This is a genomic window from Streptomyces sp. NPDC005648 (assembly GCF_040605395.1).
Classification (GTDB): Bacteria; Actinomycetota; Actinomycetes; order Streptomycetales; family Streptomycetaceae; genus Streptomyces.
In genome coordinates this window covers 36988-58543 of sequence record NZ_JBEXCS010000030.1, presented here as the reverse complement: position 1 = coordinate 58543, position 21556 = coordinate 36988, and the positions used below count along the sequence as shown (strand labels likewise).

18 protein-coding genes are annotated in these 21556 nt (G+C 70.1%); 9 read left to right on the top strand and 9 right to left on the bottom strand.

The window, feature by feature from the left end; genetic code table 11:
* Positions 1 to 13: 13 nt before the first annotated feature.
* Entirely contained in the window at positions 14 to 550 is a 537-nt protein-coding gene (locus ABZT17_RS19285; RefSeq protein WP_356350453.1) for a TetR/AcrR family transcriptional regulator, read from the bottom strand.
* Positions 551 to 625: 75 nt separating this feature from the next.
* Here ABZT17_RS19285 and ABZT17_RS19280 point away from each other — a divergent pair, with 75 nt between their 5' ends.
* From ABZT17_RS19280 to ABZT17_RS19265, 4 genes are all read left to right on the top strand, one after another.
* Positions 626 to 1675 (top strand): aldo/keto reductase, encoded by a 1050-nt coding sequence (locus ABZT17_RS19280; protein ID WP_356350451.1) that lies wholly within the window; start codon positions 626 to 628, stop codon positions 1673 to 1675.
* A gap of 212 nt (positions 1676 to 1887) precedes the next feature.
* Positions 1888 to 2070, top strand: a complete 183-nt coding sequence (locus ABZT17_RS19275; protein ID WP_356350449.1) for a hypothetical protein — start codon at positions 1888 to 1890, stop codon at positions 2068 to 2070.
* Positions 2025 to 2213 carry a hypothetical protein gene (locus ABZT17_RS19270; protein ID WP_356350447.1) on the top strand — a complete coding sequence of 63 codons (189 nt, stop codon included), beginning with the start codon at positions 2025 to 2027 and terminating at the stop codon, positions 2211 to 2213. The genes ABZT17_RS19275 and ABZT17_RS19270 overlap by 46 nt, the downstream gene beginning before the upstream one ends.
* 118 nt (positions 2214 to 2331) lie before the next feature.
* On the top strand, positions 2332 to 3354 hold the full coding sequence (locus ABZT17_RS19265) for an aldehyde reductase (protein ID WP_356350445.1): 1023 nt from the start codon (positions 2332 to 2334) through the stop codon (positions 3352 to 3354).
* A gap of 270 nt (positions 3355 to 3624) precedes the next feature.
* Here ABZT17_RS19265 and ABZT17_RS19260 read toward each other — a convergent pair whose 3' ends face one another.
* From ABZT17_RS19260 to ABZT17_RS19245, 4 genes are all read right to left on the bottom strand, one after another.
* Positions 3625 to 4824 (bottom strand): serine hydrolase domain-containing protein, encoded by a 1200-nt coding sequence (locus ABZT17_RS19260; RefSeq protein ID WP_356350442.1) that lies wholly within the window; start codon positions 4822 to 4824, stop codon positions 3625 to 3627.
* Between the two features lie 364 nt (positions 4825 to 5188).
* Positions 5189 to 6058: a hypothetical protein gene (locus ABZT17_RS19255; RefSeq protein WP_356350439.1), complete on the bottom strand. Its 870-nt coding sequence runs from the start codon at positions 6056 to 6058 to the stop codon at positions 5189 to 5191.
* A 192-nt stretch (positions 6059 to 6250) separates the two neighbouring features.
* Complete coding sequence (locus ABZT17_RS19250; protein ID WP_356350437.1) at positions 6251 to 7327, bottom strand: metallophosphoesterase; 1077 nt, start codon at positions 7325 to 7327, stop codon at positions 6251 to 6253.
* Between the two features lie 200 nt (positions 7328 to 7527).
* Complete coding sequence (locus ABZT17_RS19245; protein ID WP_356350434.1) at positions 7528 to 8640, bottom strand: LacI family DNA-binding transcriptional regulator; 1113 nt, start codon at positions 8638 to 8640, stop codon at positions 7528 to 7530.
* A 392-nt stretch (positions 8641 to 9032) separates the two neighbouring features.
* Between ABZT17_RS19245 and hisC the strand changes: the two genes are divergently transcribed.
* The 5 genes from hisC (at position 9033) to ABZT17_RS19220 (ending at position 17919) form a co-directional block, all read left to right on the top strand.
* Entirely contained in the window at positions 9033 to 10139 is a 1107-nt protein-coding gene (hisC, locus tag ABZT17_RS19240; protein WP_356350432.1) for a histidinol-phosphate transaminase, read from the top strand.
* A gap of 220 nt (positions 10140 to 10359) precedes the next feature.
* Complete coding sequence (locus ABZT17_RS19235) at positions 10360 to 11868, top strand: cytochrome ubiquinol oxidase subunit I (protein ID WP_356350430.1); 1509 nt, start codon at positions 10360 to 10362, stop codon at positions 11866 to 11868.
* A gap of 18 nt (positions 11869 to 11886) precedes the next feature.
* Complete coding sequence (gene cydB / locus ABZT17_RS19230; RefSeq protein WP_356350427.1) at positions 11887 to 12891, top strand: cytochrome d ubiquinol oxidase subunit II; 1005 nt, start codon at positions 11887 to 11889, stop codon at positions 12889 to 12891.
* A gap of 3 nt (positions 12892 to 12894) precedes the next feature.
* Positions 12895 to 16509: a thiol reductant ABC exporter subunit CydD gene (gene cydD / locus ABZT17_RS19225; RefSeq protein WP_356350424.1), complete on the top strand. Its 3615-nt coding sequence runs from the start codon at positions 12895 to 12897 to the stop codon at positions 16507 to 16509.
* 354 nt (positions 16510 to 16863) lie between these two features.
* Positions 16864 to 17919 (top strand): M23 family metallopeptidase, encoded by a 1056-nt coding sequence (locus ABZT17_RS19220; RefSeq protein WP_356350421.1) that lies wholly within the window; start codon positions 16864 to 16866, stop codon positions 17917 to 17919.
* A gap of 67 nt (positions 17920 to 17986) precedes the next feature.
* On the opposite strand, the gene ABZT17_RS19215 is transcribed toward ABZT17_RS19220, so the two are convergent.
* The 4 genes from ABZT17_RS19215 to ABZT17_RS19200 all read right to left on the bottom strand — a co-directional run bounded on the left by ABZT17_RS19215 (position 17987) and on the right by ABZT17_RS19200 (position 21524).
* Positions 17987 to 18874, bottom strand: a complete 888-nt coding sequence (locus ABZT17_RS19215) for a Cof-type HAD-IIB family hydrolase (protein WP_356350418.1) — start codon at positions 18872 to 18874, stop codon at positions 17987 to 17989.
* Positions 18875 to 18935: 61 nt separating this feature from the next.
* Complete coding sequence (locus ABZT17_RS19210; RefSeq protein WP_356350416.1) at positions 18936 to 19853, bottom strand: LLM class flavin-dependent oxidoreductase; 918 nt, start codon at positions 19851 to 19853, stop codon at positions 18936 to 18938.
* A 47-nt stretch (positions 19854 to 19900) separates the two neighbouring features.
* Positions 19901 to 20464, bottom strand: a complete 564-nt coding sequence (locus ABZT17_RS19205) for an RNA 2'-phosphotransferase (RefSeq protein ID WP_356350414.1) — start codon at positions 20462 to 20464, stop codon at positions 19901 to 19903.
* Positions 20465 to 20585: 121 nt separating this feature from the next.
* Positions 20586 to 21524: a MerR family transcriptional regulator gene (locus tag ABZT17_RS19200; protein WP_356350412.1), complete on the bottom strand. Its 939-nt coding sequence runs from the start codon at positions 21522 to 21524 to the stop codon at positions 20586 to 20588.
* Positions 21525 to 21556 lie beyond the last annotated feature (32 nt).

Sequence of the window (21556 nt, the reverse complement as noted above, 5' to 3'; positions counted from 1 at the left end):
AGAGGGGCGGCTTCTATCGGTGCGTGCGGAGTCCGTCGAGGATGAGCGCAAGCATGCGGGGAGCGCGGTCTTCGGGGCTGGAAGCGGCACGCCAGAGCGCGCCGGTGAGCTGGAGGAAGTCGCCGGGGTCAGCGTCCGCTCGGATGCTCCCGTCCCGCTTGCCGGCGTCGAGGATCTCGGTGATCGCGCCAATGACCGGCCCGTAGCTCTGCTCGCTGATCGCCTGGTGCGCGCCGGGGCTGAGCGCGTCGCCGAGGCCGTGCTTCCTGCGCATCGCCTCGACGAGGTTCGTCGTCCAGTGGCGGAGCGCTTCCAGCGGCGGCATCCGGGCCAGCAGATCGGGCCCGGTGGCGGTGATGCGGGTGACCTCGTCCTGGTAGACGGCGAGGACCAGTGCCTCGCGGGTGGGGAAGTTGCGGTACAGGGTGCCGGCGCCGACTCCGGCGCGCTGGGCGATCTGGTTCATCGAGGTGCTGCCGTCCGCGGTGAGTGATTCGCGGGCGGCGGCGAGGATGCGCGCCCTGTTCTCACGGGCGTCTGAGCGGACCACAGGACCTCACCTTGATAAGTGGAGAGTTCTCCATTACGTTATTCGGAGAGCTCTCCACATACTTTAAGGAGCGACATGCGATACATCAAGCTCGGCATGACCGGCCTCGACGTGTCCCCGGTCGCGATCGGCGCGATGACCTATGGCGAGCCCGACCGCGGGCACCCCGTCTGGTCGAAGGGCGAGGAGCACGCGCGCCCGCTCATCAGGCACGCCCTGGAGGCGGGCATCAACTTCTTCGATACCGCGAACATGTACTCCAACGGTTCCAGCGAGGAGATCCTCGGCCGCGCGCTGAAGGACTTCGCCGACCGGGACGCCGTGGTGATCGCCACCAAACTGCGCCATCCGATGCGGCTGGGACCGAACGGACGAGGACTGTCGCGCAAGGCGGTCATGACCGAGGTCGACCACTCCCTGCGCCGTCTGGGAACCGACTACATCGACCTTTACCAGATCCACCGCAACGACCACGCAACCCCGTGGGAGGAGACGCTTGAGGCGCTCAGTGACCTCGTGCGGGTCGGCAAGGTGCGCTATCTCGGCGCCTCGTCCATGCACGCCTGGGAGTTCGCGAAGGCGCTGCACCTGCAGAAGCAGTACGGCTGGGCACGGTTCGTGTCCCTGCAGAACCACTACAACCTGCTCGCCCGCGAGGAGGAGCGGGAGATGATCCCGCTGTGCCTGGACGAGGGTGTCGGCACGATCATCTGGTCGCCACTGGCCCGCGGCCGCCTCGCCCGCGCGTGGGACGAAGCCAGGTCGACGGTGCGCTCCGAGACGGACGGCGCCTATGCGGACCTGCTCTACTCGCCCGCGCAGGAGGTGTCCGACCGCGCGATCGTCGACGCGGTCGGGCAGGTGGCGCACGCCCACGGCGTCAGCCGTGCCCAGGTCGCGCTCGCCTGGCTGCGACGCCAGCCCGTCGTCACCGCGCCCCTGGTAGGCGCCGGCTCGATCAGGCAGATCGACGAAGCCGTGGCCTCCCTCGACATCGAGCTCACCGACGAGGAGGTGCGCGCCCTGGAGGCGCCGTACACCCCCCGGTACGACTGGCAGGGGGTCTCCGACGAGGCCGAGATGGAGGCCATCCGTCAGCGCGTCCCCGGTATGGCCCTGGCATGAACCCGATCGTCCGCTCGGGCGCCCCGGCCCGCGCCGGAGCCCTGCTCATCCTGCTGGCCCGCTCGTGTTCTGGCTCGCAGAGTTCGTCACCGCCTCCGCATGGCAGGACCCGCCGTACTCGCCCCTCTACAACTGGGTCAGCCACCTGGGCCTGACCGGCCCCGACACAGACCGCGTTCGGGCAGGTCGCCCACACCCCCCTCGGCGCCGTCATGGACACCGGCTGGGTGGCCTACGCCATGCTCCTGATCGTCATCGTCGGCGTGCTCCTCCTGTTCGACCTGCACAAGGGCCCCCGCCCGGCCGCCATCGCCGTCCTCGCCGTCCTCGCCGGAGTGGGGTCTCGCTCGTGGGTGTGTTCCAGGGCTCCGACGCCGACGTCGACAACGGCCTGATCGTGTTCCACACCTTCGGCGCGCAGGGCGTGATGCTCGCCGGGAACGTCATGGCGATCGCCGTAGGCGCCGGCGGGGCTCGCAGAGGTCTCACCAGGAGCAGGTCGATCGCGAGCATGGCACTCGGCTCTACCCGATCATGATCGGCCACGTCCTCCTCGGAAGCAGCGTAGCCGCTGCCCAGAGGCGTTCTGCCCCGCGCGTTCCGGCACCCCTTGATGCACGAGTTGATGCACGAGTCATGAGCTGAGGAGACAAGAGATGGCACAGGTACTGGTAACCGGAGGGACGGGATTCGTCGGGAGCTGGTGCGTCCTGCGGCTGCTCGAAGTCGGGCACACCGTCCGCACCACCGTCCGCGACCTACGGCGCGAGCCGGCGCTGCGGTCCTGGCTGCACGCGGCCACACCGTTCGACGACGACCGACTGACGGTCGTACGCGCCGATCTCGAACATCCCGAGGGCTGGAAGGACGCCGTGGCCGACTGCGAGTTCGTCCTCCATGTCGCCTCGCCGACCCTGCGCAACACCCCTGCGAACGGTGACGAGTTGGTGATCCCGGCACGCGAGGGCGTCCTGCGGGTGCTGCGCGCCGCCCGTGACGCGGGCGTCCGTCGGACCGTCCTGACCAGCGCCTTCGGTGCCGTAGGGATCGGTCACCCCCACAGGTCGACACCGTTCGCCGAGGAGGACTGGACCGACGTCGACAGCGACATTCCGCCCTACCAACGGTCAAAGACACTCGCCGAACGCGCTGCCTGGCAGTTCGTCGAAGAAGAAGGCGGAGTACTGGAACTGGCGGCGGTTCATCCCGTCGGGATCCTCGGACCGCTGCTCGGACCGGACGACCCGCCCTCTCTGCGGCTGGTGCGCAGAATGCTGGAGGGACGGGTTCCCGCGTGCCCTCCCTTCGGGATGGGCTTCGTCGACGTGCGTGACGTCGCGGATCTGCACCTGCGCGCGATGACCGATCCAGCCGCCGCCGGCGAGCGTTTCCTCGCCATCGCCGGGCACAGCCTGCGCGTCGTCGACATCGCGCGCATCCTGCGCGATCGCCTGGGTGAGCGCGCCGCGAAGGCCCCGACCCGTGAACTGCCCGTGTGGCTGGCACGCGCCCTGGGCGCCGTGAACCCGGAACTGCGCCTGCTGAGGCACCAACTCGGCCGGGACCTCGACGCCACCGCCGCCAAGGCAGAACGCCTCCTCGGGTGGCAGGCCCGTCCCATCGAGGACACCATCGCCGACACCGCCGAGAGCCTCCTGGCCCACGGCATCGGGAAATGATCAGCTCGTAGCCCGTCCGTAGCGGGTCATGCGATCCGGTCCGACTCCGGGGCGACGGGACAATGTCACTTCCACAAGATCGTGTTTCAAGCTCTCAGGGCTGAAGCCGACGTCCATGAAGAGAGCGCCGTTCCAGGAGACTTCGGTCTCCGGAACGGCGTCCCACCGGCACCGGGACAGACAGCAGCACCGGCACCGGCACCGGCACCGGCACCGGCAGCAGCACCGGTGCCGGCACCCCTCCCCGGCCGCCCCCGCCGGACCCCACGCCTAGCCCGCGGTGGCCCCGCCGTCGTAGACGTTGTTCGGGGTGACGATCTGAGTGATCGCCCGGGCGAGGAGTGAGGACGGCTCCTGGCCCTGGCTGGTGATGTCCGTGTTGATCATGACGACCAACGTGGCCTGCTGAGAGGGGAGATACACGGTCACCGTCTCGTAGCCCGGGATGGAGCCGTTGTGTCCGATCCACCCGCCGGTCTCGAAGATGCCCAGGCCGTAGCTGGTGCCGGGAAATCCGGTCGGCAGCGTCCTGAGCCGCTGTGCCTGGGTTTCGGGGCTGAGCAGGGTTCCGGTGGCGACGATCCTCGCCCAGCGACGCAGGTCGTGCAGGTCGGAGATCATCGCGCCGGCCGCCCAGGCCCAACTGGGGTTCCAGTCCGTGGAGTCGGCGACCGCGCCGGTCAGCGTCTGGTTGGTGTAGCCGCGCGGATGGGGTTCGGGGAACTCCGGGCCCTGCGGGAGCAGGGTGCGGTGCAGCCGGGCCGGTCCCAGCACCCGCTCGTCGATGAAGTCGGCGAGCCGCTGACCGCTGACCTTCTCGACCACCAGGCCGAGCAGGACGAGGTTGGTGTTCGAGTACTCGAACTGCGTGCCCGGCGCGAAGGTGTTCTTGTGCTTGAAGCCGTACGCGAGCACTTCACGCGGGGTGAAGGAGCGCTGCGGGTCGCTCAACAGGTCGTGGACGAAGTCCGGATCGGCGGTGTAGGGGAAGAGGCCGCTGCGCATCTCGGCGAGCTGACGCAGGGTGATCCGGCGACCGTCCGGCACACCGCGGACGTAGCGGGAGATCGGGTCGTCCAGCCGGATCCGATGGTCGTCGACGAGTTCGAGCAGCGCGGTGACCGTGAAGGTCTTGGTCTCACTGCCGATCCGCACGAAGACGTCGGGGGTCATCGGCCGGTGGGTGGCCGTGTCGGCGACCCCCGTGGCACGGACGTAGCTTCCCTTGCCCGGCATCCACAGCCCGACGACGACCCCGGGGATGCCGGCCTGCCGTCGGACGTCCTCGATCGTCCGGTCCAGCCGGGCGGTCACCTCGGGGCCGAGACCGCCCCGGGGGCAGTCGTGCCGGCAGTGCCGGTCGACGCCCGCGGCCCGGGCGGCCGAGGCGGGAGCGGTTGTCATGGAGACCAGGGCACACGCCACGAACAGCAGTGCGGCGAGCAGCCGGCGATGGGGGGTATGTCGCATGTGGGAGGGCCTCTTCCGGTCATGGGCTCGGAGGGCAACATCACCATTGGCGACTTGTCGCACAGACCCACCTTCCGATCATGTACCGGCGAGTCCACTCGTTCGGAGCCGCGCGGAGACACCGGCGGGGACGGCAGGCGAGAGGTACCGGCGGGGACGGCCGGCCAGGAATACCGGCGAGGGACGGCAGACCGGAACAGCGGCGCATGTCCCCGGCATGAAGATCTCCCGGAACATCCGCCGCGAGCACGGCGGAAGCCGGGAGAGGAACGAGAACCGTACGGCCCAGCGGTTGCGTTCGGCTTGCGCTCCGCCGAGGGAGCCGCCCCGGAGGGGGCCCGTGGCGGAGAGCGCAAGCCGAGCCCTACTCCGGCTGGTGCTCCGGGCCCCCGAAGTCCGGACTGGTGTAGTCCGGGCTGGAGAAACTCGGTCGCGGTCCTCGGGCCGGGCCGTCGTCCGGGCTGGTGAAGCCCGGTCGGTCGTAGCCGAGGTGCGGCATACGGCCGGTCGGTGCCGACGGTGCCGGAGTGTGCAGTGCCTCGGCGGCGCCGGGGTTGGCCAGCGCATCCCGCAGGAACGGCAGGACACCGCGCTCCAGAAGCGCCTCGCGCCAGGCTTCCCTGGCGCGGGAGACCTCCCCGCTCAGTTCGCCGTACGGGCCGGACTCCAGAGCGGGCCGGTTGCGCAGGGCGGTGAGCAGGAGCCCCACGCAGGCGACGACGATCGCGACCGCGGTCATGGCGCCGAACACCCAGCCCGCCGTGATCATCGTCTTGCCGAACACCTGTTTGGGGGCGAGGGACCTGATGATGTAGCCGACGAGCAGGAAGATCGCCGCGGCCGTTCCGGCGAGGACGGGGGCGAGAACGGCGGCGACGGCGACGGCGCCCGCGCCGGCCGACTCGGCGCCCTCGCCGAGGGTGGCCGCGAGCCCCAGCGCCCCCGTGCCCGGCTCCGAGGAGCCGGATTCACGGGTGGAGGCGGGGGTGGACGACGCCGGGTGGCGCAGTTCCTCACGGACCTTCACATAGTGCTGGTACTCGGTCGCGGCGGCCACCGTGATGATCGCGGTGGCGTTCAGCGCCATGGTGCGCAGCTGTTCGGGGTTGAGCCGCTGGCCGACGGTGGCCAGCTCCGGGCGGTTTGGGGCGGAGCGCAGCGCCTCATCGAGGACCCGCTCGTATTCCTGGCGGTCCTCGCTCAGCAGGTGCTGCGGAACGCTGTTCATGTGCATCCCCCGATGCTCCGTAGGGCTTGGGGCTCGCATGCCAACGAGCCGTCGGGCAGAAACGGAGGGGAGCCTGCTACGGATAAGCCGATGGTAGAGCGGGGACGGCACACGGTGACAGGGGGTTTGAAGAAATTGGCCCCTGGCCTGCGTCGTTTGTCGCTGTTCCGCCGCGGAGGTCGTCTGCCCGCAGAACGCTCAGATATCCAGGGGAAGTTGCTGGACCAGCAGCTTTCCGGCCATGGTCACCCCGCCGTCCATCGCGATGGCCAGACCGTCCGCGTAGACGTGCGGTCCCTCGATCAACGGCTCGGAGCGCTCCTCGCCGTCCTCGGAGCCGACCTCGCCCAGCAGATAGGGGATCGGGCTGTGACCGTGAACGATGCGGGTGCCGCCATACGTATCCAGCAGGGAGCGTACGGCGTCCGCGCCGCCCTCGTCGCGGAAGGAGAAGCGCTTGGTGAACTTGCGGAACAGATCCCAGCACTCGTCCGCGTCGTTGCGGGTGAGCGTCTCGCGGACGGTGTCGTTGACCGCCTCGATCGAGTCGCCGTAGTCGAGGTAGGCGGTGGTGTCCGAGTGGACGAGCAGATAGCCGTCCTCCTCCTCGACGGCGTCCAGGCGGGCCATCCACTGGAGGTGGTGGTCCTGGAGCCGGTCCATGTCGGTCTTCTGGCCGCCGTTGAGCAGCCAGGCCGCCTGGAAGGTGGCGGTGCCCGCGCCGGAGTTGACGGGGGTGTCGCCGAAGCGCTTGGCGCCGAGCAGCAGCAGCTCGTGGTTGCCCATGAGCGCCTTGCAGTAGCCGCCGGCCGCGGCCGCCTCGGCGGACAGCCGCATCACCAGGTCGATGACACCGATGCCGTCGGGACCGCGGTCGGTGAAGTCGCCGAGGAACCACAGCCGGGCCGTGCCCGCGCACCAGTTCCCGGCGGAGTCGATCAGACCCTGTTCCTGGAGGGCGGCCACCAGTTCGTCGAGGTAGCCGTGCACGTCCCCGACGACATAGAGCGGGCCCACGCCGTCCGCCTGCTGCGGAACGCCCTGGGCCGTCGGGTCGACGGGCACCTGGAGCGTGTCACCGGGGCCCACGACGGGCAGATCCCGCTCGGTCGGCGTGTACCCCTCGGGGTACGCCTCCTCATGTGCCGGTACGACATCGCCGGGGTGCGTGCTGTGGCCGTACGGACCGGTCTCGTGGACGTACGCGGGCACCCGGAAGTCGCGCAACGTCGCCGTCCGCTCCGCCTCGGGTCCCTGACCGGCCCCCTGAGTCATCAGACCCCTCCACCATCGCGCCGCATCTGCACCGCTTGGGACTGCCTGGTCGCAGCGGCCCGCGGTGTCGTGGGCCCATCATAGGAATGCCGATCGCGCCATGTGATGACCCAGGGGTGGTGAATCGGCGCAAGAGTCCAGTTCACCGCGGCATTCGCCCCGATTGGGCAGGGCTTCGACCGCTGCTGACAGCGCTTGTTCTACCCCTCTTCGGGCGATCGCGGGGGGCTGACCGTCGTGCGCGGGGCCCGTCGTTGTGACGAGGTGCGCACGATCAGCTCCGTCGGTATCACCTGCTCGACCGGTTGGTCCGATTCGACCCCCTCGATCGCGTCGATGAGGAGCTGCACGACCGCCGTGCCGATGCGACGGGGCTTCAGTGAGAGTGTCGTGATGGGCGGTTCGGTGTTCGCGTACACGGTCGACTCGCTGCAGCAGACCAGAAGCAGGTCGTCCGGTACGCGCAGACCGTAGCGGCGGGCGGCGGCGAGCAGGTCGGTGCCGTTCGGGTCGAACAGTCCGTAGACCGCGTCCGGTCGGTCCGGACGCGCCAGCAGCCGGTCGGCGGCGACGGCCCCCGCGCACGGGTCGTGCGCCGGATACGCCTCGTACACCGGGTCCTGGCCGACGCGCTCGCACCAGCGCAGATACGCCGTCGTCGACAGATGGGTGTACGTGTCGGTCGTCGTCCCGGTCAGCAGACCGATCCGGCGGGCGCCGGCGTCGGCGAGGTGGTCGAGGATCCCGAGCACGGCGGCCTCGTGGTCGTTGTCGACCCACGCGGTGACCGGCAGGGCGCCGGCCGGGCGGCCGTCGGAGACGACCGGCAGCCCCTGCCGGACCAGCTCGCTGACCACCGGGTCCTGGTCGGACGGGTCGATGACGACCGTGCCGTCCAGGGCGACGTTCGACCACACGTCGTGGCGCGAGGTCGCCGGCAGGATCACCAGCGCGTAGCCGCGGGCGAGCGCGGCGGAGGTGGCGGCTCTCGCCATCTCCGCGAAGTACGCGAACTCGGTGAAGGTGAAAGGTTCATCCCCGTACGTCGTCACGGTCAGGCCGATGAGGCCCGACTTTCCGGTACGGAGGGTTCGGGCCGCGGCCGACGGGCGATAGCCCAACCGGTCGGCGACCTCACGGACATGGCGGCGGGTGGCGTCCGGGAGCCTGCCCTTGCCGTTCAGGGCGTCGGAGACGGTCGTGATGGAGACTCCGGCGGCGGCGGCCACGTCTCTGATGCCCGCCCGGCCCGGCCGGCTGCCTCGACGGGAGGTTTCCGCGCGGCTCACCTGGTGCTTCCCTGCTGCTGTCATGGCGAGCCGATAGTAGGGCTCATGCGGTGGGGTAGGGCGGACGCATATGCACGCGTTGACAGGCACGTTTCTGCAAGGTCATTTAACGTCAACTACCTGTGAAAGAAAGGCAGTTGAACGATCCAATGGCACTACGTGACTTGTCGACACGCATGGGCCTGCCAAGTACTCGATGTCTCGAAGAGGTCTCAACTCACCTGCACGGGTGATGCGCGCCAGGGCGTGAGCCACCGGCGCACAGATATATGCGGCCCGCGCCCCCGGATTCGTCTGGCTTCGTACGGTGATGCCCCTGATGCCTGTGTGACGGATGGGGTTGGCTCCCAGCTGTTCGCAGGGGCGTCCAATCCTCATAAGGTGAGGAGTATTGGACGCCGACGAGGAGGACTGCGGTGAGCGAGACAAGCCCCAAGCTGCGCGCCGAGCTGGAGGGTATCCCCACCTACAAGCCGGGGCGCGGTATCCAGTCCGCGGCTTCCGCCGCGGGTGCCGCGGCCGGCGGCCCGGTGGCCTACAAACTGTCCTCCAACGAGAACCCGTATCCGCCGCTGCCCGGCGTGCTGGAGACGGTCACGGCAGCCGTCTCGTCCTTCAACCGCTACCCGGACATGGCCTGTACGGGCCTGATGGACGAGCTGTCCGACCGTTTCGGCGTCCCGCTCTCCCACCTGGCCACCGGCACCGGCTCGGTCGGCGTCGCCCAGCAGCTGATCCAGGCGACCTCCGGCCCCGGCGACGAGGTCATCTACGCCTGGCGGTCCTTCGAGGCGTACCCGATCATCACGCAGATCAGCGGCGCGAAGTCGGTGCAGGTCCCCCTGACGCCGGGTGACGTCCACGACCTGGACGCCATGGCGGACGCGATCACCGACCGCACGCGGCTGATCTTCGTCTGCAACCCCAACAACCCCACCGGCACCGTCGTGAAGCGGGCCGAGCTGGAGCGGTTCCTCGACCGGGTGCCGAGCGATGTGCTGGTCGTCCTGGACGAGGCCTACCGCGAGTTCATCCGCGACCCCGAGGTCCCGGACGGCGTGGAGCTGTACCGCGAGCGCCCGAACGTCTGTGTGCTGCGCACCTTCTCCAAGGCGTACGGCCTCGCCGGTCTGCGGGTCGGCTTCGCGATCGCCCATGAGCCGGTGGCCGCGGCGCTGCGCAAGACGGCGGTGCCGTTCGGCGTGAGCCAGCTGGCGCAGGAGGCGGCGATCGCCTCGTTGCGCGCCGAGGACGAGCTGTTGGGCCGGGTCGGCTCGCTGGTCGGTGAGCGCAACCGCGTCGTCGACGCGCTGCGCGCGCAGGGCTGGACGGTGCCCGAGACCCAGGCCAACTTCGTGTGGCTGCGGCTGGGGGAGCAGACGGTCGCGTTCGCCCAGGCCTGCGAGCAGCACGGTGTGGTGGTGCGGCCGTTCCCCGGCGAGGGTGTGCGGGTGACGGTCGGGGAGACGGAGGCGAACGACATCTTCGTGAAGGTGGCGGAGGGTTTCCGCAAGGAGCTGTAGCGCTGTACGGCAGCCGGCGGCTGCCGCGGATCGGTCCGGGGTGTCTTGGTTTCACGTGGAACCAAGGCGCCCTGTGCATGCCATGGGCCGACCGGGTCCTCCCTGGTGGGACGGTCGGTCCGGACCAGGGACCCCCCCGCCCCTAGGGTGCCGAACAGGCATGCTGCATAATTGCTTGTGAATGTGAACGCTTTCACAAGCGCGTGTAAGGAGCGGCGACGTGAACCTGGCTCTGGCGCCGGAGACGCTGGCGCGATGGCAGTTCGGTATCACCACCGTCTACCACTTTCTCTTCGTCCCGCTGACGATCTCGCTCGCGGCCCTCACGGCCGGCCTGCAGACCGCCTGGGTGCGGACGGAGAACGAGAAGTACCTCAGGGCGACGAAGTTCTGGGGCAAGCTCTTCCTGATCAATATCGCCATGGGTGTGGTCACGGGCATCGTGCAGGAGTTCCAGTTCGGCATGAACTGGTCCGACTACTCGCGCTTCGTCGGTGACATCTTCGGCGCTCCACTCGCCTTCGAGGCCCTGATCGCCTTCTTCTTCGAGTCGACCTTCATCGGCCTGTGGATCTTCGGCTGGGACAAGCTGCCGAAGAGGATCCATCTGGCCTGCATCTGGATGGTGTCGATCGGCACCATCCTGTCCGCGTACTTCATCCTCGCGGCCAACTCCTGGATGCAGCACCCGGTCGGTTATCGCATCAACAAGGCCAAGGGCCGTGCCGAACTCACCGACTTCTGGCACGTGCTGACCCAGAACACCGCACTCGCCCAGGCCTTCCACACGCTCTCCGCGTCCTTCCTGACCGGCGGCGCGTTCATGGTCGGCATCGCCGCCTTCCATCTGTTCCGCAAGAAGCACATCCGGGTGATGAAGACCTCGCTGCGGCTGGGCCTGGTCACCGTGGTCATCGCCGGCCTGCTCACCGCGATCAGCGGCGACACCCTCGGCAAGGTCATGTTCAAGCAGCAGCCCATGAAGATGGCCGCCGCCGAGGCGCTGTGGGACGGCGAAAAGTCGGCGCCGTTCTCGATCTTCGCCTACGGCGACGTCAGCAAGGGCCACAACACCGTCGAACTGTCGGTCCCCGGCCTGCTGTCGTTCCTCGCCGACGACAACTTCAACTCGTACGTGCCCGGCATCAACGACACCAACAAGGCCGAGCAGCAGAAATACGGCCCCGGCGACTACCGTCCCATCATCCCGGTCACCTTCTGGGCGTTCCGCTGGATGATCGGCTTCGGTATGGCCTCCTTCGCGATCGGCCTGGCGGGACTCTGGCTGACCCGCAAGAAGTTCATGCTGCCGCAGCATCTGAGGGTGGGCGAGGACGAGGTGCCGCATCTGGTCCTCTTCCGCAACAGGGCCCTGAGCCCCAAGCTCGGCAAGCTCTACTGGCTGGTGGCCATCTGGACCCTCGGCTTCCCGCTGATCGCCAACTCCTGGGGCTGGATCTTCACCGAGATGGGCCGACAGCCCTGGGTCGTCTACGGCGTCCTGCAGACCAGGCACGCGGTCTCCCCCGGTGTCTCCCAGGCCGAGGTCCTCACCTCGATGCTCACCTTCACCGCGCTGTACGCCGTCCTCGCCGTGGTCGAGGTCAAGCTGCTCGTGAAGTACGTGAAGGCCGGCCCGCCGGAGCTCACCGAAGCCGACCTCAACCCGCCCACGAAGATCGGCGGCGACTCCCGTGACGCCGACAAGCCGATGGCCTTCTCGTACTAGGCCGAGGGAGATCGAGTCATGGAACTGCACGACGTCTGGTTCGTCCTCATCGCCGTCCTGTGGACCGGCTACTTCTTCCTGGAGGGCTTCGACTTCGGGGTCGGCATCCTCACCAAGCTGCTCGCCCGTGACCGGCCCGAGAAGCGGGTCCTGATCAACACGATCGGGCCCGTCTGGGACGGCAACGAGGTCTGGCTGCTCACCGCGGGCGGCGCGACCTTCGCCGCCTTCCCCGAGTGGTACGCGACCCTCTTCTCCGGCTTCTATCTGCCGCTGCTGGTCATCCTGGTCTGCCTGATCATCCGAGGTGTCGCCTTCGAGTACCGAGCCAAGCGGCCCGAGGAGAACTGGCAGCGCAACTGGGAGACCGCGATCTTCTGGACATCGCTTATCCCGGCGTTCCTGTGGGGCGTCGCCTTCGGCAACATCGTCCGGGGCGTGAAGATCGACAAGAACTTCGAGTACGTCGGCACCTTCTGGGACCTGCTCAACCCCTACGCCCTCCTCGGCGGTCTCGTCACCCTGACCCTGTTCACCTTCCACGGAGCGGTGTTCACGGCCCTCAAGACGGTGGGCGACATCCGGGAGCGGGCACGGAAGCTGGCCCTTCGGGTCGGTCTCGTCACCGCCGCACTCGCGCTGGTCTTCCTGCTGTGGACCCAGGTCGACAGCGGCGACGGCAAGAGCCTGGTCGCGCTGATCGTGGCCGTGGCCGCACTGGTCGCCGCCCTGGTGGCGAACCAGGCCGGACGCGAGGGCTGGTCGTTCGCGCTCTCCGGAGTCACGATCGTGGCCGCCGTGGCGATGCTCTTCCTCTCGCTCTTCCCGAACGTGATGCCGTCGTCGCTCAACGGGGACTGGAGCCTCACGGTCACCAACGCCTCGTCGAGCCCTTACACCCTGAAGATCATGACCTGGCTCGCGGCGATCGCCACCCCGCTCGTCCTGCTCTACCAGGGCTGGACCTACTGGGTGTTCCGCAAGCGCATCGGAACGCAGCACATCGCCGAAGCCGCGCACTGAGGTGTGTTTCACGTGAAACCAATCGATCCGCGTCTGCTCCGATACGCCCGTGCCACCCGCCTCTTCCTGGTCGCGGTCGTCGGCCTGGGTGCCGTCGGGGCGGCGCTGGTCATCGCCCAGGCGATGCTCATCGCCGAAGTGGTGGTCGGCGCTTTCCAGCACGGGATGCCGGTCGCTGAACTCCGTACTCCCCTGCTGCTGTTGGCGGCCGTCGCAGCGGGACGCGCGCTGGTCTCCTGGCTGACCGAGCTTGGCGCTCATCGCGCGAGTGCCGCGGTGAAGTCGGAGCTGCGGGGGCGGTTGCTGGAGCGCGCGGTCGCGTTGGGGCCCGGCTGGCTGAGCGGACAACGGACCGGCTCCCTCGTCGCGCTGGCGACCCGTGGAGTCGACGCCCTGGACGACTACTTCTCCCGCTATCTTCCCCAGCTGGGGCTCGCGGTGGTCGTACCGGTGGCGGTACTCGCCCGGATCGTGACGGAGGACTGGGTCTCGGCGGCGATCATCGTCGCCACCCTGCCGCTCATCCCCGTCTTCATGATCCTGATCGGCTGGGCCACGCAGTCCCGCATGGATCATCAGTGGCGGCTGCTGTCCCGGTTGTCCGGGCACTTCCTGGACGTGGTGGCCGGACTGCCGACGCTGAAGGTGTTCGGGCGGGCCAAGGCCCAGGCCGAGTCGATCAAACGCATCACCGGCGAGTACCGGCAGGCGACCATGCGGACCCTGCGGATCGCCTTCATCTCGTCCTTCGCGCTGGAACTGCTCTCCACGCTGTCGGTGGCACTGGTCGCCGTGACGATCGGCATGCGGCTGGTGCACGGCGAGATGGACCTGTACATCGGGCTGGTCATCCTGGTCCTCGCCCCGGAGGCCTATCTGCCGCTTCGGCAGGTCGGTGCGCAGTACCACGCGGCGGCGGAGGGACTCGCGGCCGCCGAGGAGATCTTCGCCGTACTGGAGACGCCCGTGCCGGCGTCCGGGACGGCGGCCGTCCCGGCGGGGCGCATCGCCTTCGAGGGGCTGACCATCCGCTATCCCGGGCGGGCGGAGAACGCCGTGTCGGACGTGTCCTTCGCCGTCGAGCCCGGTGAGACGGTCGCGCTCGTCGGACCGAGCGGGGCGGGCAAGTCCACGCTGCTGCATGCGCTGCTGGGGTTCGTCCCGGTGGACGGGGGGCGGGTGCGGGTCGGCGGCACCGACCTCGCGGACGTGGACCTGGAACAGTGGCGGTCCCGGATCGCGTGGGTGCCGCAGCGGCCTCAGCTGTTCGCCGGGACCATCGCCGCGAACGTACGGCTGGCCCGTCCCGACGCCGACGACGACGCCGTACGACAGGCCCTGGAGGACGCGGGCGCCCTGGAGTTCGTGGACGTGCTGCCCACCGGGATCGACACCGAACTCGGCGAGGACGGCGCCGGTCTCTCCGCCGGACAGCGGCAACGGCTCGCCCTGGCCCGAGCGTTCCTCGCGGACCGGCCCGTCCTGCTGCTCGACGAGCCGACGGCCGCGCTGGACGGAGCGACCGAGGCGGAGGTCGTGGAGGCGGTCCGACGGCTGGCCGTGGGGCGGACCGTGCTGTTGGTGGTGCACCGGCCGGCTCTGCTGGGAGTGGCTGATCGGGTGGTGCGGGTGGAGGAGGCGGTGGGGGGTGCCGGAGTTGGGGAGACGGTGGTATGTGACATAACACTGACTGAACAGGTAATCGCAGAGCCCGTTGTGCCCGTTGCGCCAATTGCGCATGCCGAGGCCGCCGAGCCCGTTGCGCCTCCCGAGCCCGCTGCCCCCTCCAAGCCTTCAACCCTCGACAGGCTGTCCAAGTCCCCAAGCCTCGACAGGCTCTCCAAGCCCGCAAGCCTCAATGAGCCGTCAAGCAGTGTCCTCACCCGTGTCCGTGCCATGTCCGGCCCCCGTCGCGGGCGGCTTGGCCTGGCTCTCCTTCTCGGGAGCCTGGCCCTGGGCAGTGCCGTAGGGCTCATGGCGACCTCCGGGTGGCTGATCTCGCGGGCCTCGCAGCAGCCGCCGGTGCTGTATCTGATGGTGGCCGTGACGGCGACGCGGGCCTTCGGGATCGGACGGGCCGTGTTCCGGTACGCCGAGCGGCTGGTCTCGCACGATGCCGTGCTGCGGATGCTCGCCGACACCAGGGTCGCCGTCTACCGGCGTCTGGAGCGGCTGGCGCCCGCCGGGCTGCGCCGCACCCGCCGGGGCGACCTGCTGTCGAGGCTGGTCGCCGATGTGGACGCCCTGCAGGACTACTGGCTGCGCTGGCTGCTGCCCGCCGGTTCCGCGGCGCTCGTGTCCACGGCCTCCGTGGCGTTCACGACGTGGCTGCTGCCCGAGGCCGGGGCCGCGCTGGCCGTGGGCCTGGTAGCGGCGGGTGTCGGTGTCCCGCTGGTCACCGGCGCCGTGGCCCGGCGCGCCGAGCGCAGGCTGGCCCCCGCCCGGGGGGTGCTGGCGACGCGGGTGACCGATCTGCTCACCGGCACCGCCGAGCTGACCGTCGCCGGCGCCCTGCCCGCCCGTACCGCAGAGGCGCGACGGGCCGACGGCACGCTCACCCGGATCGCCTCCCGGGCCGCCACCGCCACCGCGCTCGGCGACGGACTCACCGCGCTGATCTCGGGCCTCACCGTCGCCGCCGCCGCCCTCGCGGGCGCCCAGGGCGTCGCTGACGGCAGGCTGAACGGGGTGGCCATGGCCGTCGTCGTGCTCACTCCCCTGGCCGCTTTCGAGGCCGTGCTCGGGCTGCCGCTCGCCGTGCAGTACCGGCAGAGGGTGCGCAGAAGCGCGGAACGCGTGTACGAGGTGCTGGACGCGCCGGAGCCGGTGCGGGAGCCGCAGCAGCCCCGGCAGGCGCCCGCTTCGCCCTTCCCGCTCGTCCTCAGAGGCCTGACGGCCCGCCATGCGGGCCAGGACCGGGACGCGCTCACCGGCCTCGACCTGACGCTTGACGAGGGGCGTCGGATCGCCGTGGTCGGGCCGTCCGGTTCGGGCAAGACGACCCTGGCGCAGACGCTGCTGCGGTTCCTGGACGCGGGCGCGGGCTCGTACACGCTGGCGGGCGTGGACGCGTACGCCCTCGACGGCGACGACGTACGACGACTCGTCGGGCTGTGCGCGCAGGACGCGCACCTCTTCGACAGCTCGGTGCGCGAGAACCTGCTGCTCGCGAAGAAGGGCGCGGGCGAGGACGAGCTGCGGGACGCGCTGCGGCGGGCCCGGCTGCTCGACTGGGCGGACAGCCTGCCCGACGGGCTCGACACGCTCGTAGGGGAGCACGGGGCGCGGATGTCGGGTGGGCAGCGGCAGCGGTTGGCGCTCGCCCGGGCGCTGCTGGCCGACTTCCCGGTGCTGATCCTCGACGAACCGGCCGAGCATCTCGACCTGCCCACGGCCGACGCGCTCACCGCCGATCTGCTGGCCGCGACCGAGGGGCGTACGACGTTGCTCATCACGCACCGGCTGGCCGGGCTCGAGGCGGTCGACGAGGTCGTCGTGCTGGATCAGGGGCTGGTGGCGCAGCGGGGGACGTACGCGGAGCTGGCCGCTGTGCCGGGTCCGTTGCGGCGCATGGTGGAGCGGGAGGCGGAGGCGGAGTCGCTCGTCGGTGCGGCATAGCGCGGACGCCGATACGCCCCTGGGCTCCCCGCCGAGTCGGCAGCCCGCGTGGCGCAGCCGCTGGAGGCGATGCGGTCCGGGGACAGCGGGCTCGAACTGAACCCCACGCTGGACCGGATCTGCCGGCCTTCCGGCACGCCTGACGGTCGCGGACGACGGCCTCGGCATCCCCGAGGGCGGACGCCGCAGCGGCCTCCGGAAACCCGAACGGCGCGCGGAGTCGTTCGGCGGCGGTACGACGGTGGTGTGGCAGGTGCCCTGCGGACGGCCCGGCTGACCCGTCTGCAGCAACGGGTCCCCCGGCTGTACGACTTGAACAGGCCCGGTCCCCAGGTCCGGGTCACGATCGCTGACATGCGCTCATCTCGCCGTCACCCGCTGCTCGTTCCCGCGCTGCTGTGCGCGCTGGCGGTGCTCGCGGCCCGGCCCACGCCCGCCGACGGCGAACCGGGGGACGGGGACGACGCCGGGATCAGCGCCCGGGTGGCGCGCCTCTACCAGGAGGCCGCCGTGGCGACACAGCGGTACGAGGCGGGCCGGCGGGACGCCGAGGCGCAGCAGGTGCGGGCGCAGCTGGCCGACGCGCTGCTCGACCGGGAGCGGCGGGAGTTCGCGGTCACGCACGACAGCCTGGGGCGCATCGCCCGCGCCCAGTACCGCACGGGTGGCGGGCTGCCGCTGACCGCCCAGATCGTCCTGGCGCGCAGCCCGGACGAGCTGATGCGGGGTCAGCATGTGTTCTCGCAGGCCAATCTGGCGTTGGAGAACGCGGTGGCCAAGAGCCGGCGGGCCGAGGCGCGGCTGGCCGCCGACGAGGCGAAGGCCGCCGTGTCCTGGCAGGTCCTGGAGAGGCGGAGGACCGAGCTCGCCGCGCTGAAGAGCGTTATCGAGCAGAAACTGGAAGCGGCGCGCGGGCAGTTGCAGGGCGGGGCGGACGCCTCGGTCGCGGCGGGCAGCTGCCGGGGCGCGGTGCGGCTCGACCAGCCGCTCACGCGGTTCACTCAGGCGTGGGTCACGCCCGTGGAGACGTACGCGTTGTCGGCCGGCTTCGGCAGTGGCGGCGACCGGTGGGCCAACCGGCACACCGGCCAGGACTTCGCGGTGCCGATCGGGACGCCGGTGCGGGCGGTGGGAGCGGGACGGGTGGTGAGGGTGTCCTGCGGGGGCGCCTTCGGCATCCAGATCGTGATCGCACACCCCGGCGGCTACTACACCCAGTACGGCCATCTCGCCGCGGTCACCGTGGACCAGGGCCAGCAGGTCGGCACCGGGCAGTGGATCGGCCAGTCCGGCACCACGGGCAACTCCACCGGCCCGCACCTGCACTTCGAGGTACGGGTCACACCGGAGCTGGGGTCGGCGGTGGACCCGGTGCCGTGGCTGGCGGCGCGCGGTGCCCCCGTCGGCTGACCCCAAGCTCTCACCTGACCTCCAGGCCGGCGGGCCTCCAGCGCGGCCGACCTCCAGCGCGTCCGTCCTACGGCCGTTCCGCCAGCATCCGCTCGATCACGACCGCCACCCCGTCCTCGTTGTTGGCGACGGTACGGCCCGAGGCCGCCGCGATCACGTCCGGGTGGGCGTTGCCCATCGCGTACGACTGTCCCGCCCAGGTCAGCATCTCGACGTCGTTCGGCATGTCTCCGAAGGCCACGACCTCCTCGTGCGAGATACCGCGCTCGGCGCAGCACAGGGCGAGGGTGCTCGCCTTGGAGACGCCGGGGCCGCTGATCTCCAGCAGGGCGCTGGGGCTGGAGCGGGTGACGTTGGCGCGGTCGCCGAGGGCGAGCCGGGCGGTGGTGAGGAAGCCGTCCGGGTCGAGGGTGGGGTGGTACGCGAGGATCTTCAGGACGGGCTCGTCGGCACCGGGCGCGTCCGGCGCCAGCAGGTCCTCGGCGGGGGCGAGCTCGTCCGGGATCTCCATGTGCAGCTTGGGATAGTCCGGCTCCTGGTAGAAGCCGTACGTCTGCTCCACCGCGTACACCGTGCCGGGCGCCGCGTCCCGGAGCAGTCCTACGGCGTCGATCGCGTTGTCCCGCGCGAGCTCCCGTACCTTCACGAACCGGTGGGCGCCGGGGCCGCCGTGCAGGTCGACCACGGCGGCGCCGTTGCCGCAGATCGCCAGGCCATGGCCGTGGACATGGTCGCTGACGACGTCCATCCAGCGGGCCGGGCGGCCGGTGACGAAGAAGACCTCGATGCCCGCCTCCTCGGCGGCGGCGAGGGCGGCGACGGTGCGTGGGGAGACCGACTTGTCGTCCCGCAGCAGGGTGCCGTCGAGATCGGTGGCTATGAGCCGCGGCGGGACGGCGGCGGCCGGGGTCTCGGGCTGTCGAGTCGCTGAGGTCACCCGGCCATTCTCCCGCATATGCCCACACGGCCGTGCGGCGGTCCGCACAGGTGAGTGGTTACCGTCGTCATCCGCGCTTTCACACCTTGCCGGAGGCGCCGAGCTGTGCCGGGGCCTCCATGGCGATCTGCTCGAAGACCTTCTCGTCGGCGGCGAAGTCCGTGCCGGGGATGGGCCAGTGGATCACGATCTCCGTGAAGCCCAGGTCACGGTGGCGGCCGGCGAAGTCCACGAACGCGTCCAGGGACTCCAGGGGGCGGGTGCGGTCGGGGGTGAACCCGGTGAGCAGGATCTTGTCCATACCGGCCGCGTCCCGGCCGATCTCGGCGCAGGCGTCGGCCAGCTTCTCGACCTGCCCGCGAATGGCCTGAACCGACTGTTCAGGGGTGCCGTTCTCGTACAGCCTGGGGTCGCCGGTGGTCACCCAGGCCTGTCCGTGGCGGGCGGCGAGCTTCAGCCCGCGCGGGCCGGTCGCGGCGACCGCGAAGGGCAGCCGGGGCCGCTGGACACAACCGGGGATGTTGCGCGCCTCGTGCGCCGAGTAGTGGTCGCCCTCGTAGGAGACGGAGTCCTCGGTCAGCAGCCGGTCCAGAAGCGGTACGAACTCGGCGAGCCGGTCGGCCCGCTCACGTGGCGTCCACGGCTCCTGGCCGAGCGCGGTGGCGTCGAAGCCGCTGCCGCCGGCGCCGATACCGAGGGTGACACGGCCGCCGGAGATGTCGTCGAGGGAGATCAGTTCCTTGGCGAGGGTCACGGGGTGCCGGAAGTTCGGCGAGGTCACCAGCGTGCCCAGACGCAGCCTGTCGGTGATGGACGCGGCGGCGGTCAGTGTCGGCACGGCGCCGAACCACGGGCCGTCCCGGAAGCTCCGCCAGGACAGATGGTCGTAGGTGTACGCGGTGTGGAAGCCGAGCTGCTCCGCCCGCTGCCATGCCGAACGGCCACCCTCGTGCCAGCGGCGATAGGGAAGGATCACGGTGCTCAGACGCAGACTCATGGTTCGAGCGTATGCGGCCGAACGTGTTTCACGTGAAACAGTGACGCTCAGTGTCCTTCGGGAAACCGCAGATACCGCGGAGGTACGGCCTGGGTCAGCCACACCCCGTTCGCGCTGACGTGGAAGACATGTCCGTCTCGGTGCATGGCACCGGCATCCACGGAGAGCACGACGGGCCGGCCGCGGCGGGCCCCCACCCGGGTGGCCGTCTCCCGGTCGGCTGAGAGGTGCACATCGTGCCGGTTCATGGGGCGCAGCCCCTCGGTGCGGATCGCGTCCAGGCTGCGGGCCACGGTGCCGTGGTAGAGGTACGACGGCGGGGTCGCCGGGGGCAGTGCGAGGTCGACCTCGATGCTGTGACCCTGGCTGGCGCGGATGCGGGTGCCTTCGATGGCGAAGCGCTTCTTGTCGTTCGAGGCCACGACGTGGTCCAGCTCTTCGCGGGTGATGCGGAAATGGTGTGCGGCGGTCGCGGCGAGCAGGTCGTCGATCTCGACCCAGCCGGCTTCGTCGAGCGTGAGTCCGATGCGTTCGGGTTGGTGGCGCAGGTGCTTCGAGAGGTACTTGGACACCTTCACGGTGCGTCTCTCGTCCTTCTCCTTTTCGTTCATCCGCTCAGCATGGCGGGAGAGACGCGGATCACGCAGATTTTTTTCCTCGGAGGTTTGGTCCACAACCAACTGTAGTTATCCACAGGCTACTTGGCGTTTCTGTGGACAACTCCCCGACATGTCAGCCCCCTTCGTCAAGATCGACTGGGGGCCCTCCCATTGACGTGAGCGCGTCCAACACCCTTGCCCGCACCTCCCGTTCAGCCGCCAGCCCGATGAACTCCGCCGCCCGTTCCGCGCCAACCAGCTCCTCCACCGCCCGGATCGTCTCCTCGGGCAGGACCACGGAGCGTGACGTCGGACGGGCCGGCGCGGGTTCCTCCGCTCCGAGGTGATGCCGCAGCTGCCGTACGGCCAACAACCGCATCGCGCGTGCCAGTTCCGCGTCCACGGTCTGCTGGGCGAGTGGGCGCAGCCGGCGTACCAGCGAGGCCGCCTCGCTCGCCTCCGCGTCGCTCGGAGCGTGCGGTCCCTCCAGGTAGCGGGCGAAGACATGCTCGGTGGTGAACTCCAGGAAACGGGCGGCGATGTGCTCGACCCGCTCCCTCAACTCCCGCAGATGACCGGCGATGGCGGACAGGGGGACCCCTGCCGCGTGCAACTCGACGGCCACGGCCAGCTCTTGGGGGCTCGGCACGAGGAAGGACCCCTCGTGGCCCGCCACGGGTTCGAGCACCCCGAGCTCCACGGCCTCGGTGACGGCCGCGTCGTCGGGGGAGCCGCCGAACCGCTCGTCCAGCTCCGCGCGGGAGATCCGTACCGGCTTCTCGTCGGTCCAGGGGCCGTCCACCTCGGCGACCAGCCCGAGCACCCCGCCGAGTCCCCGTCCCGTGTCCCAGGCCTCCAGGAGCTCCTTGATGGAGGCGAGGGTGTAGCCGCGGTCGAGGAGGCCGGCGATCTGGTGCAGGCGGGCGAGATGGGCGTCGGAGTAGAGATTGGCGCGTCCGCGGCGCTCGGGGCGGGGGAGCAGGCCGCGGTCCTGGTAGGCACGGATGGTGCGGACCGAGGCGCCGCTGTGGTGGGCGAGGTCCTCTATCCGGTGGACGGCGACCTCGTTCATGGCGCCGCCCCGCAGCCGGCCCGGCGGGGAGC

What these genes read in the sequence shown, in the direction of transcription:
- ABZT17_RS19280 (WP_356350451.1), top strand. Translation starts at nt 626, where the DNA reads ATGCGATACATCAAGCTCGGCATGACCGGCCTCGACGTGTCCCCGGTC.
- ABZT17_RS19275 (WP_356350449.1), top strand. Translation starts at nt 1,888, where the DNA reads ATGGACACCGGCTGGGTGGCCTACGCCATGCTCCTGATCGTCATCGTC.
- ABZT17_RS19265 (WP_356350445.1), top strand. Translation starts at nt 2,332, where the DNA reads ATGGCACAGGTACTGGTAACCGGAGGGACGGGATTCGTCGGGAGCTGG.
- ABZT17_RS19260 (WP_356350442.1), bottom strand. Translation starts at nt 4,824, where the DNA reads ATGCGACATACCCCCCATCGCCGGCTGCTCGCCGCACTGCTGTTCGTG.
- ABZT17_RS19255 (WP_356350439.1), bottom strand. Translation starts at nt 6,058, where the DNA reads ATGCACATGAACAGCGTTCCGCAGCACCTGCTGAGCGAGGACCGCCAG.
- ABZT17_RS19250 (WP_356350437.1), bottom strand. Translation starts at nt 7,327, where the DNA reads ATGACTCAGGGGGCCGGTCAGGGACCCGAGGCGGAGCGGACGGCGACG.
- ABZT17_RS19245 (WP_356350434.1), bottom strand. Translation starts at nt 8,640, where the DNA reads ATGACAGCAGCAGGGAAGCACCAGGTGAGCCGCGCGGAAACCTCCCGT.
- cydB (WP_356350427.1), top strand. Translation starts at nt 11,887, where the DNA reads ATGGAACTGCACGACGTCTGGTTCGTCCTCATCGCCGTCCTGTGGACC.
- ABZT17_RS19220 (WP_356350421.1), top strand. Translation starts at nt 16,864, where the DNA reads ATGCGCTCATCTCGCCGTCACCCGCTGCTCGTTCCCGCGCTGCTGTGC.
- ABZT17_RS19215 (WP_356350418.1), bottom strand. Translation starts at nt 18,874, where the DNA reads ATGCGGGAGAATGGCCGGGTGACCTCAGCGACTCGACAGCCCGAGACC.
- ABZT17_RS19210 (WP_356350416.1), bottom strand. Translation starts at nt 19,853, where the DNA reads ATGAGTCTGCGTCTGAGCACCGTGATCCTTCCCTATCGCCGCTGGCAC.
- ABZT17_RS19205 (WP_356350414.1), bottom strand. Translation starts at nt 20,464, where the DNA reads ATGAACGAAAAGGAGAAGGACGAGAGACGCACCGTGAAGGTGTCCAAG.
- ABZT17_RS19200 (WP_356350412.1), bottom strand. Translation starts at nt 21,524, where the DNA reads ATGAACGAGGTCGCCGTCCACCGGATAGAGGACCTCGCCCACCACAGC.